This is a genomic window from Paenibacillus macerans (genome assembly GCF_900454495.1).
In the GTDB taxonomy this organism is placed as follows: domain Bacteria; phylum Bacillota; class Bacilli; order Paenibacillales; family Paenibacillaceae; genus Fontibacillus; species Fontibacillus macerans.
On record NZ_UGSI01000002.1, the window covers coordinates 1,170,619 to 1,192,071 of the forward strand.

Here is a 21,453-nt window from a genome sequence, read left to right on the forward strand (position 1 = left end):
CCCGGGTAAATCGCGGCCAAGGTTCAATTTATGTACGAATCTATGATATAATCTAAAGCCAGTAGTGATTAACAATAAAGGATGGTAATGCCTAACATGATTAGTACTAACGGTGTAACGCTCCGCTACGGAAAACGGGCACTTTTCGAAGATGTAAATATAAAATTTACGCCAGGCAACTGCTATGGACTCATCGGCGCGAACGGGGCGGGGAAATCGACGTTCCTGAAAATTTTGTCCGGGGAGATCGAACCGAACCAGGGCGAAGTGTTTATGACGCCGGGGGAAAGACTTGCCGTGCTCAAGCAGAACCATTTCGAGTATGACGAGTATCCGGTGCTGGAGACGGTTATTATGGGCCATACGCGACTCTATTCGATCATGAAAGAGAAGGACGCCCTTTACGCCAAACCGGATTTCACCGAGGAAGACGGTTTGCGGGCCGGTGAATTGGAAGGCGAGTTCGCCGAGCTGAACGGCTGGGACGCCGAGCCGGACGCCGCCGCGCTGCTGATCGGCCTCGGCATTCCGCGCGAGCTGCACGATAAGAAAATGGCCGAGCTGAGCGGCAACGAGAAGGTTCGCGTATTGCTGGCCCAAGCTTTGTTCGGCCGGCCGAACAATCTGCTGCTCGACGAACCGACGAACCACCTGGACCTCGAATCGATCCAGTGGCTGGAAAACTTCCTGATGGACTATGAAGGCACCGTTATCGTCGTATCCCACGACCGCCACTTCCTGAACAAGGTGTGCACGCATATCGCGGATATCGATTTCGGCAAAATCCAGCTGTACGTCGGCAACTACGATTTCTGGTACGAATCGAGCCAGTTGGCGCTGCAGATGCAGCGGGACGCCAACAAGAAGAAGGAAGAGAAAATCAAAGAGCTGCAGGCGTTTATTCAGCGCTTCTCCGCCAACGCTTCGAAATCGAAGCAGGCGACTTCGCGGAAGAAGCAGCTGGACAAAATCACGCTGGAGGACATCCGTCCGTCCAACCGGAAATATCCGTTCCTGCACTTTAAAGCGGAGCGGGAAGCGGGCAAGCAGCTGCTGACGGTCGACGGGCTGACGAAAACGGTGGAAGGCGAAAAAGCGCTGGATAACGTCAGCTTCGTCGTGAACAAAGGCGACAAGATCGCTTTTGTAGGTCCGAACGGCCTGCCGAAAACGACGCTGTTCCAGATCCTCATGGGCGAACTGGAAGCGGACGGCGGGGAGTATAGCTGGGGCGTAACGACTTCGCAGGCGTATTTCCCGAAAGACAACTCGGATTATTTCGACGGGGTGGAGCTCAATCTGGTGGAATGGCTGCGCCAATATTCGAAAGATCAGGACGAAACGTTCCTGCGCGGCTTCCTGGGCCGGATGCTGTTCTCGGGCGAAGAAGCGCTGAAGAAGGCGAGCGTACTGTCCGGGGGCGAAAAGGTCCGCTGCATGCTGGCGAAAATGATGCTGAACGGCGCCAACGTGCTGCTGTTCGACGAGCCGACCAACCACCTCGACCTGGAGTCGATCACCGCGCTCAACAACGGGCTGATCGATTTCGACGGGACGATTTTGTTTACGTCGCATGACCACCAGTTTATCCAGACGATCGCCAACCGCATCATCGAAATTACGCCAAACGGCATCATCGACCGCGTCATGACGTACGATGAATATCTGGAAAGCGAAGAAATCCAAAACCTGCGCAAATCGATGTATCCGGAAGAGGTTAATGCTTAAACCGGAGAACTAGTTGAGTCATTCAAGCCGCATGGGGGTCCGCCGGACGCCTATGCGGCTTTTTTGCCCAGGATAGCAGAAAGGGCGGGATTGGCTGCTGGTTGTTGGTTGCTAGTTGTTGATTGCTGATTGCTGATTGCTGGTTACTGGTTACTGGTTTATTGGCTGGGCGAAGCGTGCAGAGAGATAGCGGCAAAAAAGGTACTTATTTCGGCTGAATGATGGGTGCTGGGCAAAATAAAGGCATTTTATGACGTTATTTTTGGGGCGTACCTGGTAAAAGGCAGTTTTTTTGGAGGTAAAGGAGAAATAAGGACCAAAATGTCCTCTATTGCCGGGGATTGGCCGAGGATTTGAAAAATAGCGGCAAAAATGTCCGCTATCTCAGTGGGGTTGAGGCGGGCGGCAAAATTTTGCGCGGGTTAGCGGGCCAAACCCGGCCTAACTAAGGCCGGCAGCCCGCGCCCGCTGGGCTGGGAGGCTGGCACCCGGATAGCCGGAATCGTGGCATCGGCATTCCAGCGCGGCGCCCGGCGGACATCCGCGGGCAACCGCAACCTGGCATGGCAGCCCGCGCCAGGAAACGGCATGCATAAAGGCACGGGCTTCCCGTGCCTTTATGCGCTGCGGCAACTTTTTGCCGGGCGAATTGCCCTAAGCGCCGCCTTACCAACCACCCTGCGAACCCGCCGGACGGTCCGCCCTACGGCGTTCTACGACCTGCCGGAAGGGTCGCCCTACGAGCCGCCGTACGGACCGCCCTACGCGAGCCGCCGCAAGAGCTGCCGTACGGAGGACCACCCTACGAGCCGCCCGTACGGCGGCGCTGGTTGTTGGGTTTTTTGTTGTTTTGGCTTTTCAGCGTTTTGGTTTGAAAGCCATCCTTCATTCCCGGCTTGCCTGCGGCTTGCTGCTGCTGTTTTTTCTGGGCCAGCTTTTGCCGCATCGCTTCGGCCAAATCGATTTTGCGCGGTTCATTATTTTCGGTCATGGTGATCATCTCCTCGAAATTAGGAAAGGGGCTGTCCCTATTCTATACGTTTTTAAAAGCGTGTACAACGGGAATAATGGAGGCTGGAGCGCTTTTGCCTCGGCCAACACTGTTTCTCTGGACTCACACGGGGGGTATTTGTTACGATGATTAAACGTTTTAATTCCTGACTGGTTCGGGAGAGGTCTGGAGGTGCGGGACTTGGTGGATATATATGAAGATATTCGAAAAGGGGAACGCGGGGCTTGGGTCAGCATTGCCGCTTATTTGGTGCTGTCCGCCTTTAAACTAATCAGCGGTTTTTATTTTGCCTCAAGCGCGCTGCTTGCCGACGGGTTTAATAACTTGACGGACATCGTGGCGTCGGTGGCCGTGCTGATCGGGCTTAAAATTTCGCAAAAACCGCCGGATTCCGATCACGCTTACGGCCATTTCCGGGCCGAAACGATCGCCGCGCTGGTCGCTTCTTTTATTATGGCCATGGTCGGCATTCAGGTGATCGTCGACGCGGTCCGCGCCCTGGCGGCCGGCGAACAAACAGAGCCGGATGTGCGCTCGGCGCTGATCTCCCTGGTCTGCGCCGCCGCGATGGGCGGCGTCTATTGGTTCAACCGCCGGTTGGCCAGGCAGATCAACAATCAGGCGCTGATGGCGGCGGCCAAGGACAATTTGTCCGACGCTCTGGTCAGCGTAGGGGCGGCCGTCGGCATTTTCGGGGCCCAATTCGGGCTGCCTTGGCTGGACACCGTTGCGGCTATCGCCGTCGGTATATTGATTTGCAAAACGGCCTGGGATATTTTTCGCGATTCCACTCACAATTTGACGGACGGTTTTGACGAAAAAGAATTGCGCGATTTGCGCAGTTCTATCTCGCGAATCCCCGGAGTAGAAGGGATTAAAGACTTAAAAGCCCGCGTGCACGGCAACCATGTGCTCGTGGACGTCGTCATTGAGGTGGAACCTCATCTGACGGTGATTGAAAGCCATGAAATCAGCGACCGCGTGGAGGAGCGGATGCGGCGGATCCAAAACGTGATGCATGTCCATGTGCATGTGGAGCCGAAGGGAACGGCCTAAGCGGCTTGAGCCGCCGTAAATAGATATTCTTGTTCATGCGGACAAGCGGTCGCCTCATCAAGGGATGGCCGTCAATTTAGAAGAACAGCCGGGACAGTTTTTGTATGGCAATCACCATGCGAGAACCTGTACCGGCTGTTTTTTTTGGAGGCAGCGCGCCGATAGAACTTCTTATCAGCTTGCTGGATCAAATGCAAAAGTGCATTTCTTTTTTACTGGATTTCTATTCTAGAGCGATTGAAATGTAAAAGTGCATCTGAGTTGGGGGCGTTTCGATTAAAAGGGGGTCTTGACCGGAAATGAGCTGCCCTTTCGGCTTTTGCATTTGGCGAACCGTTTTCGGGAAGTTCCGGCAAAAACCGCATGCCCTTTTGCATGTCGTGGGGGGATGCACTTCCTTGGTATTCGCAGATCGCGGTTCTCAAGCGTTCCGGATTTTTAGCAAATAGGGATGAACCCGCTTCCGTGGACTCCCAACAAACGTCCTAAAGCATAGGTCTTTTGGGAATTGATCCAAATTTACCCATGATGTATCTTCAATTTCACAATAAAACCCTCCGCAAGTCAACGCCCCCAACGATCTGCGAGATTGTTGGCGGCTTCACATCCGTTGGCTGGAACGCGGAATAAATAGGACATGTTCCTCTTTTCTTGAAGGATCATTTGGGAAATATGTCTTTGAATACGCTTTCCTATAATGCGAGAATCGACCGATTTAGACATCTTTCGACAAGGGATATAATGGGGACAAGTCCAAAAGAAAGGAGAATTGAACGAAAACTAGAGACAGCAAGAATTACACAAGGAGGCACAAAACCTATGAAACGAAGCGTCACCATTGCTTTATTGAGCGCCATTTTACTATCTTCCTATACAGCGTTACCGGATCAAGCGTCCGCATCCGCGGCGGCAACCGCTGGATCGGTCGCCAAAGGACATATCAACAGCGGGGTGAATCTGCGCACCAAACCTTCTCTTTCCGGAAAGGTGATCGGCCTGGTGAAAAAAGGCTCCCAGGTCACCGTTTTGGACCGAAGCACCAAGTACTTCTATAAGGTGAAAACGCAAGGCGGAACGGTCGGTTATGTCAGCGCAAACCCGAAATACATTACGGTTTCTTCCGGCTCTTCCGCTCCGGCGCCAAAGCCTGAGACTTCGGGGAGCGTAAGCCGGCAAATCGAGCAGGTGATTCAAACGGGGATGAAGTATCTCGGCACCCCTTACGAGTTCGGTTCGAACCGGAATACGACGACGACGTTTGACTGCTCCGATTTCGTCAGACAAGCCTATAAAGAGGCGCTTGGCATTACTCTGCCGTCCGATTCGCGCAAACAGGGGGCCTGGATCAAGGACAACGGCACGGCCGTTTATGACATCGGCAGCCTGAAGCGGGGCGATCTCGTTTTCTTTATAAGCTATAGAGGTTCGAAGGCTTCGGACTACGCGGGCATCGACAAGCAGAGCCAGCGGATAACGCATGTGGCGATGTATCTCGGCAATGGACAATTGCTTCACACCTATTCGACCAAATCGGGCGGGGTGAAGGTAGACCAGCTTGACGGGGCGTGGGTGCACCGCTTTATGTTTGGCGGAAGCGTCCTGAAATAAGCCGGCTTTAGGCCGCCTCCCCGAATTCATATATATTGTTTTCTCGGCCCTTTCTCGGAAAGGGCCGATTCGTTTTTCGGCACCATACGAGCCTGCCTTCACATGAGAATCGCCGGCGGCACATAGATTGAATTATGGCATGGCATGATGGCCCGGACCCGCGGGGGGATTTCGATCATGGGAACGAAAGCGAGGGAAACGGATATGATTTGGGAAATCAGTGTGGCGTGCATTGCGGCGGTATTTGCGGTGGTTGCGGTTTTTTTGGCGAGAGTCTTGAGGGCGGCGGAACGCTCGATGCGGCAGGCGGCAGAAACGCTAAACGTTATGCAAAACACGGTTGCCGATCTAAGTTCGGACGTCAAACGCCTTGTGCATCAGGCGAATGATCTCGCCGCCGATGCGCAGCGCCAGCTGAAGCTGCTGGAACCGGTCCTGGAAGCGGTTCACCTGGCCGGCGAAGCATGGGGTGAAACGGCGCTGACGGCCAAACAGGTGTCCGCGGCGCTGGCCGGCCTCCTTCGGAGCCGTTCCAAAACGGCCAAAGCTTCGGCGGCCGCGGCTTCCAGCGCCAAAGCGGCGGAACCGGAGCAGCGGAGAGCGGGGGATGCTTCAGCGGCCAGTCCGGCAACCGGTTCAGCAAACGATCGGGCATTAGGCCAGGCCGATCCGTCCATGAGCGAAAAGGGAACGGATGACGGCTCCGAAGCAGGCTGGGTCAAATGGGCGGATCTTGCCGCCGAGATATGGCGGAAATACCGGAGTTAACCTGGCGGAAACGGCTTCCGGAAGTTTTTTTCGGTTTCACCCCGCAGCCAAGCGGGTAATGTAAACGAGTAGTGCGCACTATAGTTCGCTTTATTTTAAGGGAGATATATATGAGAATTTTAATCGTCGACGACAACCCGACCAACATCATTATCATTCGGGAAATTCTGAAAAAAGAGAAATACCGCAACACCGTGTCCGTTTCCTCTACGAAGGAGATGTTTGAACGTTTGGGAGTGCGAAGTCTGGAGCGGATCGAGGAGTGCGGGCCGTCCGATATCGATTTGATTTTGCTGGATATGATGATGCCCGATATGGACGGGCTTGAGGCCTGCCGGCTGCTGCAGCGGTCCGAGCATTTGAAAGAGATACCGATCATCATGGTAACGGCCATCGGCGATTCGAACAAGCTGGCGGAAGCGCTGGATGCGGGGGCGAATGATTTCGTCACCAAACCCATTAACAAAGTGGAGCTGATGGCCCGAATCCGTACGGCGCTGCGGCTGAAGCTGGAAAAAGACTGGCACAGGAACCGGGACCAGCGGATCCAGGAGGAACTGAAGCTGGCGGCGCTCGTACAGAATGCGGTGCTCAGCACCCCGATCCACGATCAGCATGTTGAAATCGATGCCATCTATAAACCTTCCAATGAATTGGCCGGGGATTTGTATGCCTGGTATTCGCTTGGCGAAGGCAGGTACGGCGTTATTTTGCTCGACATGATGGGGCATGGCATTTCCTCGTCGTTGTTCTGCATGTTTATCTCCTCGGTCATGAAAGACACCGTTCATAATTTTGTCGAGCCGGAAAAAGTCATTCAGGAATTAAACCGGCAATTTAATCAATTACATATCGTAAGCAAGCTGATTCAATATTATTTTACGGCGATTTATCTTGTCGTGGACACGCGGCGGAAAAAAATCGACTACGTGAACGCGGGGCATCCGCCGGCGCTGTTCTACAAGCATGACGGATCGCTCGTCAAGATGGACCGGATCGGTCCGCCGGTCGGGTTGTTTGACGAAATGGAGGTGTATCCTCAAACGCTCTATTACGAGGAAGGCGGGCATATCGCGCTTTATACGGACGGTCTGACCGACGCGCAAAGGGGCACTTTGGAGGAGCGCCAGGCATGGCTCGAACATTCGCTGAAGGGCAGCGGCCACCGCTTCAACCGGGAGGAGATGAACCGGATGTTTTTTGACGAAGGTCTGCCGCGCGAGCGGGAAGACGATAAATGCCTCGTTTGGATCTATTTGAAATGACACAGGAGAGCGGCTTTTTTTGTTTCAGCTTCGGACATGCTGGGTTATCTTGTAGTAAGAAACTTATTTCAGGAGAGAGTAGCGATGAATACGAGAAAAAGTGAAAAGTTTTCCGCAACGCCGCAATTTGAAAACGGGGTGCGCACCGTGGTTTTGCGCGGAGAGCTGGATTTGTCCGTGGCTCCCGACCTGCGTAAAGTGCTGGAACCTTTGGTAGGAAACGAAGATGAGGACCTGATCATTAATTTGAAGGAGCTAAAATATATCGACAGTACCGGGATTGGGATTCTGCTGTCCATTTTGAAGGCAAGACAAGGGATGCCCGGCCGATTTTTCGTCAGAGAAATCCCCGATCATATTCACAAGCTGTTTGAATTGACCGGGATTGCCAAATTTTTTGCGGAATAGGAGAATTCCCATTAAGTGAGAGTTCAAAAAGTCGGGTTTTCAGCACCGAGAAGGCTGAATGAAGCTAGGGAGTGAGGAGCGGAACGTACGTTTTAGGTACGTGAGCACCGGAAGGCCCTGCTGAATTCAAGATTCGACGTCGAATCACTTCATGATCTGCTTCTTGATCAAAAGCGGACTTTTTGAACTACCTATTAAGGAAAGGATCGAGTATCATGATAGAGGGAATAGAAAGAATCGTCATCAATTTGCCGGCAACCGCGGAGTACGTGGATATTGTCAGGTTAAATTTGTATGGTGTAGCCTCGAAAATGGGTTTTTCGTACGAAGAAATTGAAGACATGAAAGTAGCCGTATCCGAAGCCTGTAACAATTCCGTGCTTTACGCCTACAAGCAGAGGGCGGGTATGATGGAAGTCACGTTCGAAGTTTTGGCCGATGCTTTGTCGATTACGGTCAGAGATGAAGGGGAGAGCTTTGAACCGTGGGACAAGCCGGAAAAGCGCGCCAGTTTGCACGATAAAAAACTGAGCGAGGTGACGGTTGGCGGATTGGGCTTCTATTTGATGCAAGCGCTGATGGATGATGTCGTTGTGGAAAACGAAGTCGGACACGGAACGAAGGTGACGATGCTGCGCCGGCTCCAAAAGAGCGAGGAGAAAGTATGACCGAAAAGCAGACTCCCCATGAGTCGTGGCAAGCAGCGGTTTGTCTGATCAGAGTTTATCAAGAAACGAAGGACAATGAAGTCGCGACGGAATTGATCCGGAAATACGATCCCATGGTCAAAACGGCCGCCAGCAAAATTGCCCGGAACCGGCCCGATTTGTATGAAGACCTGTATCAGGTGGGAGAAATGGCTCTGATCCGGCTGCTTCAGCAGTATGACACCAGCCTCGGCATTCCGTTTGAGCCTTATGCGATGAAAAGCATGATTGGGCACATGAAAAATTATTTGCGGGACAAGTCCTGGTATATCCAGGTGCCGCGCAGAATCAAGGAAAAAGGCGCGCTTGTGCAGCAGGCCATCGACGAGTTGACCGTAAAGCTCGAACGTTCGCCCAACGTCAAAGATATCGCCGAATATTTGGAGCTGTCGGTGGAGGAAACGGTCGAAGTGCTTGCCGGACGCGAATGCTATCATTATGTGTCTCTGGATTCGCCGCTTTCCCAGGAGGAAAGCGCAGCAACGCTGGGAGAACTGCTTAGCTCGGAAACGAATGACTATGAAGCATTGGAGAAAAGGATGGATTTGCAGCAGGCGCTTTCGTTTTTGAAAATGCAGGAACAGCAGGTGCTGCTGCTTGCTTTTCAGGAGGGGCAGTCGCAAAGAACGATCGCCCGCAAGCTGGGCATGTCCCAGATGAGCGTTTCCCGCATCCAGAAACGGGCGACGGAGAAGCTCAAACAAATTATGGACCAAATGAACGCGCATTAACAACCTGACATACTAACCTACGAGAATCCGCGCTGCCTTCCGGTAGGAAGGCGGCGTTTTTGGCTTTTTTATTCCACTACTGCAGGGGATCGGGCTTAAATCCGTCATTCGCATCTTCACGGCCTTTTTCCAGCTGCTTCATGTCCTCGCCGAGCTGGATCAAATCCTCCATATCGTTGACCATCGAGCCGTTTTCGGCCTCGGAAATATCCTTGTGGCCGGGAAATTCACCGGAAGCGGCGTCCTTAATTTGCTTGCTGACGTATTGCTCCTGCTTGTCTTCAGGTTTCATGGCCGATTTGCCTCCTCTGACTGAGTATGGGGTCATGACAAGTAGTTTGCGCCGATTTCACAAATCACATGTACTATATACATGTCACAAGGACGCCCTTAACCGCACATTCGTCAGGCAACTTATATTTAGAAGGATCTATAGCCTTTATGGTAACACTATACTATACTGTAGTGATGGAATCCGGATTATAAGGGGAGAACGAGCCGTATGGAAACAGTACTGGTGAACGAATACCGAGGGGGCCTTTTGGAATGCACCCACTTTGGACATATATGCATCGTGAATGGCCGGGGCGAGGTGGTGAAACGGGCTGGGAATCCTCATCAGCTTATATTCACCCGGTCGGCGGCCAAACCGATTCAGGCGATTCCGGGAATACGGGCGGGCATCGTAGAGGCGTTTGGCCTCGGCGATGCGGAGGCCGCGATCATGGCCGCGTCCCACCGGGCCGAAGCGGCGCATGTCGGAACGCTGGAGCGGCTGCTGGACAAAACCGGGCTTAAGGAAGAAGCTTTGGTATGCGCGCCAAGCCTGCCGCTGGATGAACACGCCAGGGAACGGGTGCTGCGCCAAGGCGGGAATCGGAGACGGTTATACCATAACTGCGCGGGCAAGCATTTGGGCGTGTTGGCCTACTGCAAGCTGAAAGGCTATCCCCTGGACGGCTACAATCGGCCGGAGCATCCGGTGCAGAAAGAGATTCTGGCAACGCTGGCGGAGCTCGCCGGCTGCGCGCAGGACGACATCTCGCTCGGCACGGACGGCTGCGGTTTTCCCGTTTTCGCGCTGCCGCTGTCCGCGTTGGCGGCCGCCTACGTTAAGCTGGCCCGCCCGGAATTGATTGACGATCCAAAAACGGCGAAGGCCGCCGCGTTCATCGCCTCCGCCATGAACCGGCATCCTCAGCTGGTGGCCGGTTCGGGGCGGATCGATTCAATTTTGCTGGCGGATCCGAATATCGTCGCCAAAGGCGGCTTTAAAGGCGTGTATGCCTTCGCTTTGCGCAAAGAGCGGCTTGGCGTTGCGTTTAAGGTATTGGACGGTTCGGAGGAGGAATGGGGCCTGATCGTTACGGCCATTCTGGAACAGCTCGGTTACGGCAACGAAGAAACGCTCCGCAAGCTGCGGAGCGCCTTTCCGTCTGCGATCAAAAATGATGAAGGCTGGGAGGTCGGTCATGCGGAGACGGCCTTTTCGTTGGGGAATCCGGTTTGACACCCGCCTACCAGGCGGGAGAGCCGGCAGAACGGCCGAACGAATAAACGAACAAACACGCCGAACGAACAAACCGGACGAACGGACAAACGAACGGACTGACGAACTAACTTGTACAGGTGCCTTTAGCCGTCAAGCCGATGTAGCCAACGGCCGGCCAGCCTGCAGCCCTAACGGACTCCAGCGTCGCTATTTCGGTAAAATCCACCGTTTTCAAAATGTAACGGACACCACGGGCCTTATTCGGCGTGAATGTGTCCGTTTTCGGTTTTTTTGCGCAAATAGGGGCTCCCCTGTCCGTTGCTGGAAGTGAAAACTGTGTTTTTTCGGGCAAATAGGGTCGTTTGGGTCCCTTAGCCTTGGGGCGTCCATGTGGTCCGGCCTGCTGTCACCAACGTTCACGTTATTGTTCGCGCTATTGCTGGGAACCTTCCGCTAGGCCTTGCTGCGGAGCCGGCCCAACTCCTGGGCGAGCGCTTCGACCTCGGAAATGCTGAGGCGCTCCTTGCTCATCACGATATCGTAGACGTCGCGGATGTCGTCGTATTGCTCCACGCTGAACGCCGAAGCCGACATGGCCGCTCCCGAGGCCATTTTCAGCTTCGTTTTGATCGCCTCAATCATAAATTCAACATTAGCCTGGCTTTTTATGGACAAATCCATCTTCTTCATCCTTCCATAACTTTCGTAGTTCGTATGATACACGACCTCTATGAGCTATTGTATCATGCCGGGGTAAAATTCATGAACCTTTGCGGTGATCCGGCGCAATGCGTTACAATCAGGGTACATATATACGGGAGGGGGCGAGCAGGGGAACGTGGAGGTTTGGAAGGGATGGCCGCAGGCCGGTTTGGAGCCAACCAAGCTAGGCGGCGGCGAACTGGACTCTTTTTTTCAAAAAATTTATACCAGGCATCAAGGGAAAACGATCACATTTCTGTGCATCGGCACAGACCGGTCTACGGGTGACGCGTTGGGCCCGCTCGTCGGCACGAAGCTGGCGGAGCGGGGAATAAAGGAAGTCGTCGGCACGCTCCGGGAGCCTTGCGACGCGGGGAATCTGCAGGCACGCATGGCCGCCATACCGCCGGAAAATATCGTCGTGGCCATCGACGCCTGTCTGGGGGCTCCGGGATCGGTAGGTTATTACCTCGTTTCGGAACAGCCGCTGCAGCCGGCGCAATCGGTGGGAAGCAGCTTGCCTGCGGCCGGGCATTACAGCGTAGCCGCCGTCGTCAATGTGAAGGGGCCCAAGCCCTACTGGACGCTGCAGATGACCTCGCTGTACAAAGTGTTGCAAATGGCCGATGAAATCGCAGCCGCGGCGGCTGTGTCTTTTGGAAAATAAAACCAAGAAGAAAGAAGGTAGCGTCATGGACAAGATAACGGTTAACGGATTTACGATCGCCTATGAGCGGCAGGGACAAGGCGAAACGGTAGTGCTGCTGCACGGATTTTGCGGCAGTTCCGCATACTGGGAGAAGGTTCAGCCGCTGCTTGCCTTACAATATCAAGTGATTGCCCCGGATCTGAGGGGACACGGCTTCACGGATGCCCCGCTGGGGGCTTATTCCATCGATCAGATGGCCGATGACGTCGCCGGACTCATGGAGGCGCTCGGCATTCCGAAGTATACGCTGCTCGGGCATTCCATGGGCGGGTACGTAACGCTGTCTCTCGCGGAGCGTTACGCTTCGCGGCTCGATGGATTCGGGCTGATTCATTCCACGGGATTCCCGGACAGCGAGGAAGCCAAGGAGAAACGGCTGCAGGCGGTGTCGCTCATCCGCGCCGAAGGGATGACCGCGTTTGCGGACGGGCTCGTTCCGGGCCTGTTTGCCGCGGAAACGGCGGCCAAGTCTCCGTCCGACGTGAATCGGGCGAAGGAGATCGGCTACCGTACGCCGCCGCAGGGCGCGGCCGGAGCCGCCCTGGCGATGCGGGAACGCCCCGACCGCCGGGACGTGATGGCCGATACATCGCTCCCGCTGCTGCTGGTGGCCGGCGAAAACGATACGGTCGTTCCGCCGGCGCGGTTATTTACGGCGGAAGGCCCGCACGTAACCAAAGCGGTCATCCCGGGGGCCGGCCATATGAGTATGTATGAGGCGCCGGAGCAGCTTCACACGGTCATCGCCGATTTCCTGCGGCAAGTTTACGGCGGGAAATAAGCGGAAGACCGCGCTGCGCTGCCTTAAGGCCGCCGGAAAGGAATGGAGAGACATGCTGCGGAGAGATTACCTGGTTCGCATGATCGAGGATATGACGGAGATTTTGGGAAAAGTATTTGCGCTTAAACAGGAGAAAAAGACGGTGGAGGCCCGGACCGAGCTGGACGAACTGTACAAAAGGCAGTTTCGCCTGAATTCACAGCTGCTAGGAACCTTGGCGGCCAAGGATATCGTGCAAATGTTCCGGACCGGCGGAGAGATTGAAGCCGATAAGCTGCAGAGTCTTGCCCGGCTGCTTAAGGAAGAAGGCGATTTGCTCATCTCCTCCGGGGAGCGGGACGAAGGGATTTCGCGCTGGATGAAATCGCTGCATCTGTATTTGACGTCCGCGCTTAGCGGCGCGGATCGTTCATTATGGGACTGGGAGAATAAAATCGCCGAGCTAAGGCCGCTGTTAAAAGAGTACCGTCTCCCCGCCGAAACCGGCGTTCTGGTCTTCCGTTACGAAGAACAGGAGGGCCGTTTCGACCAGGCCGAAAACGTCTTGTTCCGGCTGTTGGAGGATGGCGAACTTTCCAAAGACGAAGGAATCGCTTTCTATCAACGGCTGCTGCAGCTTCCGCCGGAACGCCTGGAGGCGGGCGGGCTGCCGCCGGACGAGGTCCGGGAAGGGCTTGCGGAATTGGAAAGCCGTTTTTAGCGGGGCCCGCGTTTGAAGCGGACGGCCGCTATTCCGGAAATAAATAAGAATAACTAAGTCAGAAAGGCAGCTGGCATCAAATATGGAATCACTGCAGAATCTCGCGGGCCAACTGGCCGGGCAGGGCAGCCTGATTACGGCGACGATCAGCGGGCGCCGCAAACCGGGCGAAACCGAATACAGCAAAGTGCAGATCAAGCCCGTGGAATTGAAGGGGCGTCTGCATTATCAGTTTGCTTATCACTATCCGAATAAAGTGACCCACCGGAATATTCCGGCCGAATCGTTTGCGGACGAGCTGATGAAATTGTTTGGGGAAACGTTCCGGCAAGGATTGCTTTGTACGGCGGAGGCCGACTATCAGGTGCTCATCAGCAAGAAATTCAAAGTGAACATTCTGAAAAAGGCCCCTTCCCGCAAGCCATTGGGTACGCTGACGCATAACCGCCGCAAACAATACGTGCTTGAAGAGGGAACGCCGGTGCCATTTCTGGTCGAGCTGGGCATCATGAACGCTGAAGGCAAAGTGCTGGCCAAAAAATACGACAAGTTCAGGCAGATCAACCGTTTCCTCGAAATGGTGCAGGACGTGCTCCCCCATCTGCCGCAAGGCCGCCCGCTGACGATCATCGATTTCGGCTGCGGTAAATCGTACCTGACGTTTGCGTTGTATCATTATTTGGCGGTGCAGCAGCAGCGGAAACTGAAAATCGTCGGGCTCGACCTGAAGGCGGACGTCATCGAGCATTGCGGGGCGCTCGCCCGCAAGCTGAACTATGACGATTTGCGGTTCCTCGTCGGCGATATTGCCGATTACGATGAATTAAGCGAAGTGGATATGGTCGTCACGCTGCATGCGTGCGATACGGCTACCGACGCGGCGCTGGAGAAAGCGGTCCGCTGGAACGCTGCGGTCATTTTGTCGGTCCCCTGCTGCCAGCACGAGCTGTATAACCAAGTGGACAGCCCCGTGTTGGAACCGCTGCTTGGACACGGCATCCTGAAGGAGCGTTTTTCGGCGCTTGCCACGGACGCGATCCGCGCCAAGCTGCTCGACGTCATGGGCTACAAGACGCAGCTGCTGGAATTTATCGACATGGAGCATACGCCGAAAAACATCCTGATCCGGGCCGTCAAATCGCCGGGCGGGAATACGGACAAGCTGTGGCAAGAGTATGCCGCTTTCCGCGATTTTTTGAGCGCCTCTCCTTATCTGGAGCGGGCGTGCCAGGATCTGCTGCCGGGGGTGGAGGTTCAAAGGGAGCGCTAATTCTGGCCGGGTAAGTTGTTGATAGTATGGATAAATATTAGGTAGGGCTAATAGGGGAGCTGCTTCATGGCTCCTTTTTTCTTTTAAATCATCACCTTGCGGGTTGCGGAGATTTTAGCGGTCTCGGCTCGGCTATGGCTCCAAGCTTTAGCTGCCAACTGCAAAAGTGCCTCTTATTTTCCGTATCTGGCCCGTTCAAGGCCATTGAAATGCAAATATGCAGTTGTTTTAGATGGATGTGGTAAAAAATGGTTGTATAGCGGAAATGAACTGCACTTTTGCATCTGAACCTCTATTGCCGGAGCCTTTTTCATTAAATGGCCTGCACTTTTGCATTTCATTGACTATTCTTTCATATTTGCTCGTGCTTATATTCGCTCGGGCTCGTATTCGCTCGTAAACATCGCTACTCCCTAGGCTCCCTCTCGATTTACGGGCAAAATCGCTTTACTCCCCCCACAATATGGCAAACCGTGTTGCTTTCATTCCAATTCCATTCCGCATCATGAGCAGAAGCACATTACTCTATTCAACCATGAAACCCGCATTTAGCAGCCTCATTATGCAACAAGTATCTAACATTACCAAATCAATGAAATTAAGAATACGCATGGACGGAATGGACAATGACTGTAGGTGTGGGCGAAGGATGCCGTGCGGAAACATGCTGTTGGAAAATGTTAGAAGGGGAGGGCAGGAATGAGTGGATTCGGGTCATCTGTGCCGGCAGCCGCGGTTTGCGGGACGGGCCTGGCGCTTTGCGGGCTGAACGGGTTGTTTTTTATGGATACGGAACCCGCCCTGCTGCTCGTTTCGGGATGGCTGGCGGTTTCGGCCGCGATGGCCGGGGGGTGGGTTTTAAGATGGAGAAAATCAGAGCGGCGGCGCTTGCTTCGCGAAAGCCCTTTGGACGGCTGGCTGCTTGCGGGTCCGTTTGTTCTGGCTGCGCTGTACGGATTAACCTTGCTTGCCGCCAAAGCCTTGTCGGTTCAAGCAACATTTGAGGCCGTTTTGGGCTGGGCTTTTTACGGCGTTGTTGGCGTTGCTGTTTACTTGGCGGCGGGAGAGAAGGGCGGCAGGCGCTTGTTGGAAACAGGCTGGCTGGCGGTCGGGGGGCTGCTGGCCGTAACGGGGCTTGCGGCCGTATACGGCTTGCTGCCGCTGCCGGGAGCTGTTTTGCGGACCGCCGACCGGGAGATCGCCGCGGCGGGGGCGAGACTTGGCGGCTTGCTGCAATATCCGAACGCCTACGGCGCGGTCATGGCCGCGTTTTTGCTGGAGCGCCTGGTCAGGCTGGCCGGCTGGAGCGCGGTGGATTTCAGCCGGGAGCGCCGTTGGCGCGGATACCGGGCGGCCGCATGGGCGCTGCTTTACGCGCTCTGCCTGCTGCTCAGCGAGTCGCGCGGGGCTTTCGCGGCCCTGCTTATCGGCTGGGCGGCGGGTTGTGCCTTGCTGCGCGGGCCCGCACGGCGGCGCTACGTGCTCCACAGCGGCGTTATCGTTGCTGCCGGAGCCGTGCTCGCCCGCCAGCTTGCCGCCGCGCAGCTGGCCCCGGCGCCGCTGCCGGGGCTGCTGGCGCTGGCCGCGGTGCTGGCGGCGGAGCTGCTGCTGGCGGGGCTGGCCGCCCGCTGGCGCGAGGTGCGCAGCAGCAGCTCCGCCCGCGTGGGCGCCGCCAATGTAGGCGTCGCAGGGCTCCGCGCCGCCGCAGAGCCGCGCCGCAGCGGGCCCGGCGGCCCGGACGCCGCTGCACGCGGCTCGGGTGCGGCCGGCTCGGGCTCGCGCCTCTGGCGGCGCCCGCGCGGCCACCGCAGCAGCGGCGCCACGCGAAGCGGCAGCCCTGCCGGCCGCTTTAGCCCGCGGCGGACCGCGCCGCTCGGGCGCGCGCTGCTTTGCGCCGCGCGCGGCCGCCCCGGCGCTCGCGCCCCGCAGGCGCCGCCTCTGCGGCCTGCGCCGTGCCCGCGCCGCTCCGCCGCCCTGCCCCGCAGCGGAGCCCTGCGCCGCGCCGCCGCCTGCGGCGGAGCCGCGCTGCTGCTCGCGGCGCCGCTAGCGGCGCTGGCGGCCGCCGGTTTCCCGGGGCGGCTGTTCCGCCCGGAAACGTGGTTCGCCCGCGCCGCGATGTACGGCGACGCCGCGTTGCTGCTGCGGCAGTCGCCGTGGCTCGGCCAGGGCGGCGATGCCTGGCGCCAGGCGTTCCGCAGCGTGCAAAGCCATCCTTACGTCGGCAATGAAGCGCACAGCGGCTACCTGGACATCGCCCTCGATCTTGGCTTGCTGGGCCTCGCCGTCATGGTGCTCTGGCTTGGCGCGGCCGCAGTCCGCCTGTTCCGGGCGAGAAGCCCCTTGCTTCCGCCCTTTGCGGCGCTGCTGCTGCATAGCGCCGTCGATTTTGATATGAGCTACGGCATCGTTTGGCTGCTCATCATCGCGATGATCGGCATGGCGAAAGCGGGAGGCGCAGCCCAAACGGAGCCCGGGAAGGAGCGCGAGCCCAATCCGCAGACTGAGGTTTTGGGGCAGATCCGGACTTTGGGAGGGCACGCTAAGGTCCGAAATAAAAAGCGCGAGCCGGATGTGACGCCGAACGCGCGCACAGCGGAGAAATTGCCGCGGCTTATGCGCGCCGTTTCCGGCTTTGTGCTCTGCGTACTGCTGCTTGCGGCAAGTACGGCCGGCTTTCTGCAGGCGGAGAGCCTTCGGCTGTACCGCTCAGCTTTGTCCTTGGAGGAAGCGGCGGGCCGGAACTCACCCTCTGCGTCGACACAATCACAAGCTGCGGCAAAAACGCAAGGAAATTCCGGCCTTTCCGGCACATCCGTCTCCATTGTCGTTTCTTCTGCGGATGCTGCGGATGATGCGAATGCTGCCCGGAACCGTCAGGCCGCACTGCTCAAACGGTCGTTGGCCTGCTGGCCGTACCGGACACCGGCGCGGCTGGCGCTGGCCGGCTTGTCCGCTCCGCCCGAGGCGGCGGCCATTCTGCGCGCCGGGCTCGCTTACGATGCGGCCGATCCCGCTTTATGGCTGGCGCTGGGCGGCGCTTTGGCCCGCCAGGGAGACCTTGGCGCCGTCCCCGCCATGAACCGGGCGCTTGAACTGGACCGGTTCGATCCGCATCTCCAAACCGCCGCTTTGCGCGGCTTGGAGCAGCTGGCCCGGCGCCTGTCGGAGCAGGGGCGGCCGGAGCAAGCCAAGGCGGCCGCCGCGGCGGGAGCGCGGACCTACGCCCGCTACGCTGAACTGGCCGACTCGGTCAGAACGTCCGTGCAGCGAAACGACCGGCGATTTCGCCTGACCGCCGAAGCCGTCATTCTGGGCGAAGCGCTGCGGCACATGGCCGATTCCGCCGCTTCCTCCCAGGCGCGGCTGAATTAGCCCGAGCTGAACGGTTGCCCGGCGGCGTCTCTTACCGCAAGTTTGCCCGCCGCGCAGCGCGTTCGCTTAACCTCCAAAGGCCGCCCGGAACGCCGCGGCCAGCTTTTCCCGGTCGATCCGCCACAGTTCCGCCAATTCCCCGCTGACCTCCCGATCCCACCAGTCGGCGAGCACTTTCCGGTTGCTGTGGTTTTCGTGGATCCAAAGCAGGTTGCCGATCACTTTTTTGTAATACAGCGTTTCGCCCTCCCGAATCAGGTTTTCGGGAATATATACGCCAAGCCTTTTTATGGCGCGGTACAGCTCATTGTTGCAGCTCCGGCGGATTTTGCGCGGACTGGGGAGGGACTCCTGATGTTTTGCGGAGAAGTTGCCTGCCATATTGCGAGACCTCCTTTTTCACCAACATATGCACCCGCTCCCGCCTAAGTTCGCTTTGCTCCTAAGCCGAAGTAGAATGCATGTCCCCCGCTATGATAGAATAGACTTTGATCATAGGGATATTTTTGCAGGGCGGACAAGAAAACAAGAAGCGACGAGGAAAGAGGACGAAACGGTGGAGTGGATATCAAATCTAATCAGCACACTATTGGATTGGGTTCAGCAATTGGGGTACTTCGGCATTATGCTCGGTTTGATGATCGAGATCATTCCCAGCGAAATCGTGCTGGCTTACGGCGGATATTTGGTGCATATGGGCAGCATTAATTTCGTGGGGGCGGTGTTTTTCGGCGTTGTCGGCGGCGTTATCGCCCAGTTGTTCATTTACTGGATCGGCCGTTACGGCGGCAGACCGATTTTGGAAAAGTACGGGAAGTACATTTTGATTAAGAAAAAACATATCGACGTGTCCGAAGCCTGGTTTTTGAAATACGGGTCAGGCGTCATTTTTACCGCCCGGTTTATCCCGGTGGCGCGGCATGCGATTTCGATTCCGGCCGGGATGGCCAAAATGCCTGTCGGCAAGTTTTTGCTGCTGACCACGCTGGCGGTGATTCCCTGGTCGATCCTGTTCGTGTATTTGGGGATGCTGCTCGGCGAACAATGGCAGCATGTCGATGAGAAGGCCGGTCCTTACATCATGCCGATTTTGCTTTGCGCTTTGGCCTTGCTGATCGTGTACGTGGTCGTTAAAATGTTCAGCAACAGGAAAAAAGCGGCGAAATAACGCTGCGGGCGCGTTAGAGGCGCAAAGGTACCGAGAACTAACCGAGAACTAACCGAGAACAAAGGAAGAAGGCGGAAGGTATGCTGAAAATAGAAACATTTACGTTGGGGCCGCTGCAAACGAACGCTTACCTGGTCCGGGGCGACGATGAGAAGCGGGCGATCGTGATCGACCCGGGCATGAACCCGGGCCCGCTGCTGCGCGCCGTCGAAGGGCTGGAGATCGAAGCGATTTTGCTGACGCACGCGCATTTTGACCATATCGGCGGGGTCGACGAAATCCGCAAGCTGAAAAAATGCCCGGTATACGTCCACCCGCTCGAGAGCGAATGGCTGACCACGCCGAAGCTGAACGGCTCGCTCATGTGGCCGGAGGTGTCGCCGCCGATTTCGACCGATCCGGCCGAATACGATCTGGCCGAGGGGCAGAAGCTCCGGCTGATCGGGCGCGAATTTACCGTCTATCATACGCCGGGACATTCGCCGGGCAGCGTTAGTTTTTTGTGCGGGGACGAGCTGTTTTCCGGAGACGTGCTGTTTCGTTTAAGCGTCGGGCGGACCGATTTGCCGGGCGGCCGGGAAGCGGATTTGTACAATTCGATCCGCGGCAAGCTGTTCCGGATGCCGGATGAAGTTAAGGTTTACCCGGGGCATGGCCCCAAAACGGCGATCGGTTTCGAACGGGCCAACAATCCTTACGTTTCCTGAAAATTGTGTGAGAAAAACGTCTATCGACGTATTTTCAAGGAAGCCAAACCTTCGCTGTACCGGGGTTCGCGCCGCAACCTGATCGTCGCCGAGCAGATGATGCCGCGTTACCCCTATTTAACGGAAATAGAATGGTTTAAGAAGGACGACCCGGCGGGATCAGCTGCAAAAGTGCATTCTATTTTTCGGCAAATCCTCATTTTAGGCGGTTGAAGTGCAAAAGTGCATCTCATTTCGGATAGTACGACAAAAAAGTAGCTTTTGCCCGGACACGAACTGCATTTTGACATTTGAAGCGCCGGTTTAGAGGAGGTTCGACAAAAACCGCCTGCACTTTTGCATTTCGCGGGCTTCCCCCGTCAACGGCGAAATTACAACAAATTTCATGAAAAAGTGCAAAAATAGTGGACAAAAGTACATAGCTTTGGTAGGATGTACTTAATTAAAACATTGTAACTTTTGCGAAGCACGCAAGCTGTGGAATAGTCCCGGTTTGCGTTCTTTTTTGTGTTTTTTTGCCAATCATTATGTTCGCCGCTTTCTTTTGCCGTTTCGATTTTGTTAAAATAAGGATAAATGACTGCAAACCGGAGGACCTCTAATGTGGATATCGAGCTGTTATTGCGCGTCCTGATCGCAGGGATATGCGGCGTCCTGATCGGGTTTGAACGCAAGAACCGCATGAAGGAGGCGGGCGTTAGGACCCACTATGTCGTAGCGGCTGGAGCGGCGCTGATGATCATCATTTCGAAATACGGCTTTCAGGATCAGATCGGCTGGAGCAATCTGTCCCTGGACCCGTCGCGGATCGCGGCCGGCGTCGTCAGCGGGGTCGGATTTCTTGGCGCCGGCATGATATTTATGCAGAAGCAGACGGTTAAAGGTTTAACCACGGCGGCGGGCATTTGGGCGACGGCGGGAATCGGCATGGCGGTTGGAGCGGGGATGTATTTTATCGGGATCGCTGTAACGCTCCTCCTGCTGCTTGGGCAAATCATCCTGCACGGCCGCTATAGCTGGCTGACCTCTCCCAAGACCGATACGGTTACCCTTGTGCTGAAGCGGGAGGAAGGGATCATCGACCGTTTTCTGGATCGGCTGGAGGAACTGCATGTTTCCGTGCTCGGCTTTGAAGCGGAGTGCCGGGATGAGGAAATCGAGCTGGAACTGACGGTGCAATTTAAGTCGGGGGCGAATTTGGAAACCTTGCTGTCGTCCATGAATGAAGATATTAAACGGATGAAAGTAGAGTAACATGCTGTGAGGTTG

General features: G+C 56.0%; 21 protein-coding genes. 17 read left to right on the forward strand and 4 right to left on the reverse strand.

All coding sequences use genetic code 11. The features are described 5' to 3' along the window. The first annotated feature begins 96 nt into the window (after nucleotides 1-96). Nucleotides 97-1,728, forward strand: a complete 1,632-nt coding sequence (locus DYE26_RS28350) for an ABC-F family ATP-binding cassette domain-containing protein (protein WP_036619714.1) — start codon at nucleotides 97-99, stop codon at nucleotides 1,726-1,728. Between the two features lie 802 nt (nucleotides 1,729-2,530). On the opposite strand, the gene DYE26_RS28355 is transcribed toward DYE26_RS28350, so the two are convergent. Then, nucleotides 2,531-2,719 carry a hypothetical protein gene (locus DYE26_RS28355; RefSeq protein ID WP_036619715.1) on the reverse strand — a complete coding sequence of 63 codons (189 nt, stop codon included), beginning with the start codon at nucleotides 2,717-2,719 and terminating at the stop codon, nucleotides 2,531-2,533. Nucleotides 2,720-2,923: 204 nt separating this feature from the next. Between DYE26_RS28355 and DYE26_RS28360 the strand changes: the two genes are divergently transcribed. The 7 genes from DYE26_RS28360 to DYE26_RS28390 all read left to right on the forward strand — a co-directional run bounded on the left by DYE26_RS28360 (nucleotide 2,924) and on the right by DYE26_RS28390 (nucleotide 9,283). Next, a complete protein-coding gene (locus DYE26_RS28360; RefSeq protein WP_172531742.1) occupies nucleotides 2,924-3,796 on the forward strand; it encodes a cation diffusion facilitator family transporter in 873 nt (290 codons plus the stop codon). A gap of 819 nt (nucleotides 3,797-4,615) precedes the next feature. Next, a complete protein-coding gene (locus DYE26_RS28365) occupies nucleotides 4,616-5,404 on the forward strand; it encodes a C40 family peptidase (RefSeq protein WP_036619717.1) in 789 nt (262 codons plus the stop codon). Nucleotides 5,405-5,581: 177 nt separating this feature from the next. Further along, nucleotides 5,582-6,172, forward strand: coding sequence for a DUF948 domain-containing protein (locus DYE26_RS28370; RefSeq protein WP_051985254.1), 591 nt, complete (start codon nucleotides 5,582-5,584; stop codon nucleotides 6,170-6,172). A 110-nt stretch (nucleotides 6,173-6,282) separates the two neighbouring features. Next, nucleotides 6,283-7,437, forward strand: a complete 1,155-nt coding sequence (locus tag DYE26_RS28375) for a SpoIIE family protein phosphatase (RefSeq protein ID WP_036619719.1) — start codon at nucleotides 6,283-6,285, stop codon at nucleotides 7,435-7,437. A gap of 84 nt (nucleotides 7,438-7,521) precedes the next feature. Further along, on the forward strand, nucleotides 7,522-7,845 hold the full coding sequence (locus tag DYE26_RS28380) for an STAS domain-containing protein (protein WP_036619720.1): 324 nt from the start codon (nucleotides 7,522-7,524) through the stop codon (nucleotides 7,843-7,845). A 215-nt stretch (nucleotides 7,846-8,060) separates the two neighbouring features. Further along, on the forward strand, nucleotides 8,061-8,513 hold the full coding sequence (rsbW, locus tag DYE26_RS28385) for an anti-sigma B factor RsbW (RefSeq protein ID WP_036619722.1): 453 nt from the start codon (nucleotides 8,061-8,063) through the stop codon (nucleotides 8,511-8,513). Beyond that, the gene (locus DYE26_RS28390) at nucleotides 8,510-9,283 is read left to right on the forward strand and encodes a sigma-70 family RNA polymerase sigma factor (protein WP_036619724.1); all 774 of its coding nucleotides are present in this window, start codon (nucleotides 8,510-8,512) and stop codon (nucleotides 9,281-9,283) included. The genes rsbW and DYE26_RS28390 overlap by 4 nt, the downstream gene beginning before the upstream one ends. Before the next feature lie 76 nt (nucleotides 9,284-9,359). Here the strand turns inward: DYE26_RS28390 and DYE26_RS28395 are convergent, their stop codons facing one another. Further along, nucleotides 9,360-9,575, reverse strand: coding sequence for a hypothetical protein (locus DYE26_RS28395; protein ID WP_115311344.1), 216 nt, complete (start codon nucleotides 9,573-9,575; stop codon nucleotides 9,360-9,362). A 210-nt stretch (nucleotides 9,576-9,785) separates the two neighbouring features. Here DYE26_RS28395 and DYE26_RS28400 point away from each other — a divergent pair, with 210 nt between their 5' ends. After that, nucleotides 9,786-10,793 carry an asparaginase gene (locus DYE26_RS28400; protein WP_036619727.1) on the forward strand — a complete coding sequence of 336 codons (1,008 nt, stop codon included), beginning with the start codon at nucleotides 9,786-9,788 and terminating at the stop codon, nucleotides 10,791-10,793. 435 nt (nucleotides 10,794-11,228) lie between these two features. Here DYE26_RS28400 and DYE26_RS28405 read toward each other — a convergent pair whose 3' ends face one another. Further along, nucleotides 11,229-11,456 (reverse strand): DUF1128 family protein, encoded by a 228-nt coding sequence (locus DYE26_RS28405; protein ID WP_036619730.1) that lies wholly within the window; start codon nucleotides 11,454-11,456, stop codon nucleotides 11,229-11,231. A gap of 157 nt (nucleotides 11,457-11,613) precedes the next feature. Here DYE26_RS28405 and yyaC point away from each other — a divergent pair, with 157 nt between their 5' ends. The 5 genes from yyaC (at nucleotide 11,614) to DYE26_RS28430 (ending at nucleotide 18,309) form a co-directional block, all read left to right on the forward strand. Continuing rightward, a complete protein-coding gene (gene yyaC / locus DYE26_RS28410; protein WP_036619732.1) occupies nucleotides 11,614-12,144 on the forward strand; it encodes a spore protease YyaC in 531 nt (176 codons plus the stop codon). Nucleotides 12,145-12,169: 25 nt separating this feature from the next. Beyond that, nucleotides 12,170-12,967 (forward strand): alpha/beta fold hydrolase, encoded by a 798-nt coding sequence (locus tag DYE26_RS28415; protein ID WP_036619734.1) that lies wholly within the window; start codon nucleotides 12,170-12,172, stop codon nucleotides 12,965-12,967. Nucleotides 12,968-13,019: 52 nt separating this feature from the next. Continuing rightward, on the forward strand, nucleotides 13,020-13,667 hold the full coding sequence (locus DYE26_RS28420) for a DUF6483 family protein (protein ID WP_036619736.1): 648 nt from the start codon (nucleotides 13,020-13,022) through the stop codon (nucleotides 13,665-13,667). Between the two features lie 82 nt (nucleotides 13,668-13,749). Beyond that, a complete protein-coding gene (locus DYE26_RS28425; RefSeq protein ID WP_115311345.1) occupies nucleotides 13,750-14,937 on the forward strand; it encodes a class I SAM-dependent methyltransferase in 1,188 nt (395 codons plus the stop codon). Between the two features lie 699 nt (nucleotides 14,938-15,636). Beyond that, entirely contained in the window at nucleotides 15,637-18,309 is a 2,673-nt protein-coding gene (locus DYE26_RS28430; RefSeq protein ID WP_115311346.1) for an O-antigen ligase family protein, read from the forward strand. Between the two features lie 66 nt (nucleotides 18,310-18,375). Here DYE26_RS28430 and DYE26_RS28435 read toward each other — a convergent pair whose 3' ends face one another. Next, on the reverse strand, nucleotides 18,376-18,690 hold the full coding sequence (locus tag DYE26_RS28435) for a hypothetical protein (protein WP_036619740.1): 315 nt from the start codon (nucleotides 18,688-18,690) through the stop codon (nucleotides 18,376-18,378). 175 nt (nucleotides 18,691-18,865) lie between these two features. Between DYE26_RS28435 and uptA the strand changes: the two genes are divergently transcribed. The 3 genes from uptA to DYE26_RS28450 all read left to right on the forward strand — a co-directional run bounded on the left by uptA (nucleotide 18,866) and on the right by DYE26_RS28450 (nucleotide 21,438). Continuing rightward, nucleotides 18,866-19,477, forward strand: a complete 612-nt coding sequence (gene uptA / locus DYE26_RS28440; RefSeq protein WP_036619741.1) for an undecaprenyl phosphate transporter UptA — start codon at nucleotides 18,866-18,868, stop codon at nucleotides 19,475-19,477. Between the two features lie 80 nt (nucleotides 19,478-19,557). Next, on the forward strand, nucleotides 19,558-20,184 hold the full coding sequence (locus DYE26_RS28445) for an MBL fold metallo-hydrolase (protein ID WP_036619742.1): 627 nt from the start codon (nucleotides 19,558-19,560) through the stop codon (nucleotides 20,182-20,184). A gap of 576 nt (nucleotides 20,185-20,760) precedes the next feature. After that, entirely contained in the window at nucleotides 20,761-21,438 is a 678-nt protein-coding gene (locus DYE26_RS28450) for an MgtC/SapB family protein (protein WP_036619743.1), read from the forward strand. The last annotated feature ends 15 nt before the right edge of the window (nucleotides 21,439-21,453 follow it).

Coding starts and splice junctions, on each gene's coding strand:
- DYE26_RS28350 (WP_036619714.1), top strand. CDS start 97: ATGATTAGTACTAACGGTGTAACGCTCCGCTACGGAAAACGGGCACTT.
- DYE26_RS28355 (WP_036619715.1), bottom strand. CDS start 2,719: ATGACCGAAAATAATGAACCGCGCAAAATCGATTTGGCCGAAGCGATG.
- DYE26_RS28365 (WP_036619717.1), top strand. CDS start 4,616: ATGAAACGAAGCGTCACCATTGCTTTATTGAGCGCCATTTTACTATCT.
- DYE26_RS28370 (WP_051985254.1), top strand. CDS start 5,582: ATGGGAACGAAAGCGAGGGAAACGGATATGATTTGGGAAATCAGTGTG.
- DYE26_RS28375 (WP_036619719.1), top strand. CDS start 6,283: ATGAGAATTTTAATCGTCGACGACAACCCGACCAACATCATTATCATT.
- DYE26_RS28380 (WP_036619720.1), top strand. CDS start 7,522: ATGAATACGAGAAAAAGTGAAAAGTTTTCCGCAACGCCGCAATTTGAA.
- rsbW (WP_036619722.1), top strand. CDS start 8,061: ATGATAGAGGGAATAGAAAGAATCGTCATCAATTTGCCGGCAACCGCG.
- DYE26_RS28390 (WP_036619724.1), top strand. CDS start 8,510: ATGACCGAAAAGCAGACTCCCCATGAGTCGTGGCAAGCAGCGGTTTGT.
- DYE26_RS28395 (WP_115311344.1), bottom strand. CDS start 9,575: ATGAAACCTGAAGACAAGCAGGAGCAATACGTCAGCAAGCAAATTAAG.
- DYE26_RS28400 (WP_036619727.1), top strand. CDS start 9,786: ATGGAAACAGTACTGGTGAACGAATACCGAGGGGGCCTTTTGGAATGC.
- DYE26_RS28405 (WP_036619730.1), bottom strand. CDS start 11,456: ATGGATTTGTCCATAAAAAGCCAGGCTAATGTTGAATTTATGATTGAG.
- DYE26_RS28415 (WP_036619734.1), top strand. CDS start 12,170: ATGGACAAGATAACGGTTAACGGATTTACGATCGCCTATGAGCGGCAG.
- DYE26_RS28420 (WP_036619736.1), top strand. CDS start 13,020: ATGCTGCGGAGAGATTACCTGGTTCGCATGATCGAGGATATGACGGAG.
- DYE26_RS28425 (WP_115311345.1), top strand. CDS start 13,750: ATGGAATCACTGCAGAATCTCGCGGGCCAACTGGCCGGGCAGGGCAGC.
- DYE26_RS28430 (WP_115311346.1), top strand. CDS start 15,637: ATGAGTGGATTCGGGTCATCTGTGCCGGCAGCCGCGGTTTGCGGGACG.
- DYE26_RS28435 (WP_036619740.1), bottom strand. CDS start 18,690: ATGGCAGGCAACTTCTCCGCAAAACATCAGGAGTCCCTCCCCAGTCCG.
- DYE26_RS28445 (WP_036619742.1), top strand. CDS start 19,558: ATGCTGAAAATAGAAACATTTACGTTGGGGCCGCTGCAAACGAACGCT.
- DYE26_RS28450 (WP_036619743.1), top strand. CDS start 20,761: ATGACTGCAAACCGGAGGACCTCTAATGTGGATATCGAGCTGTTATTG.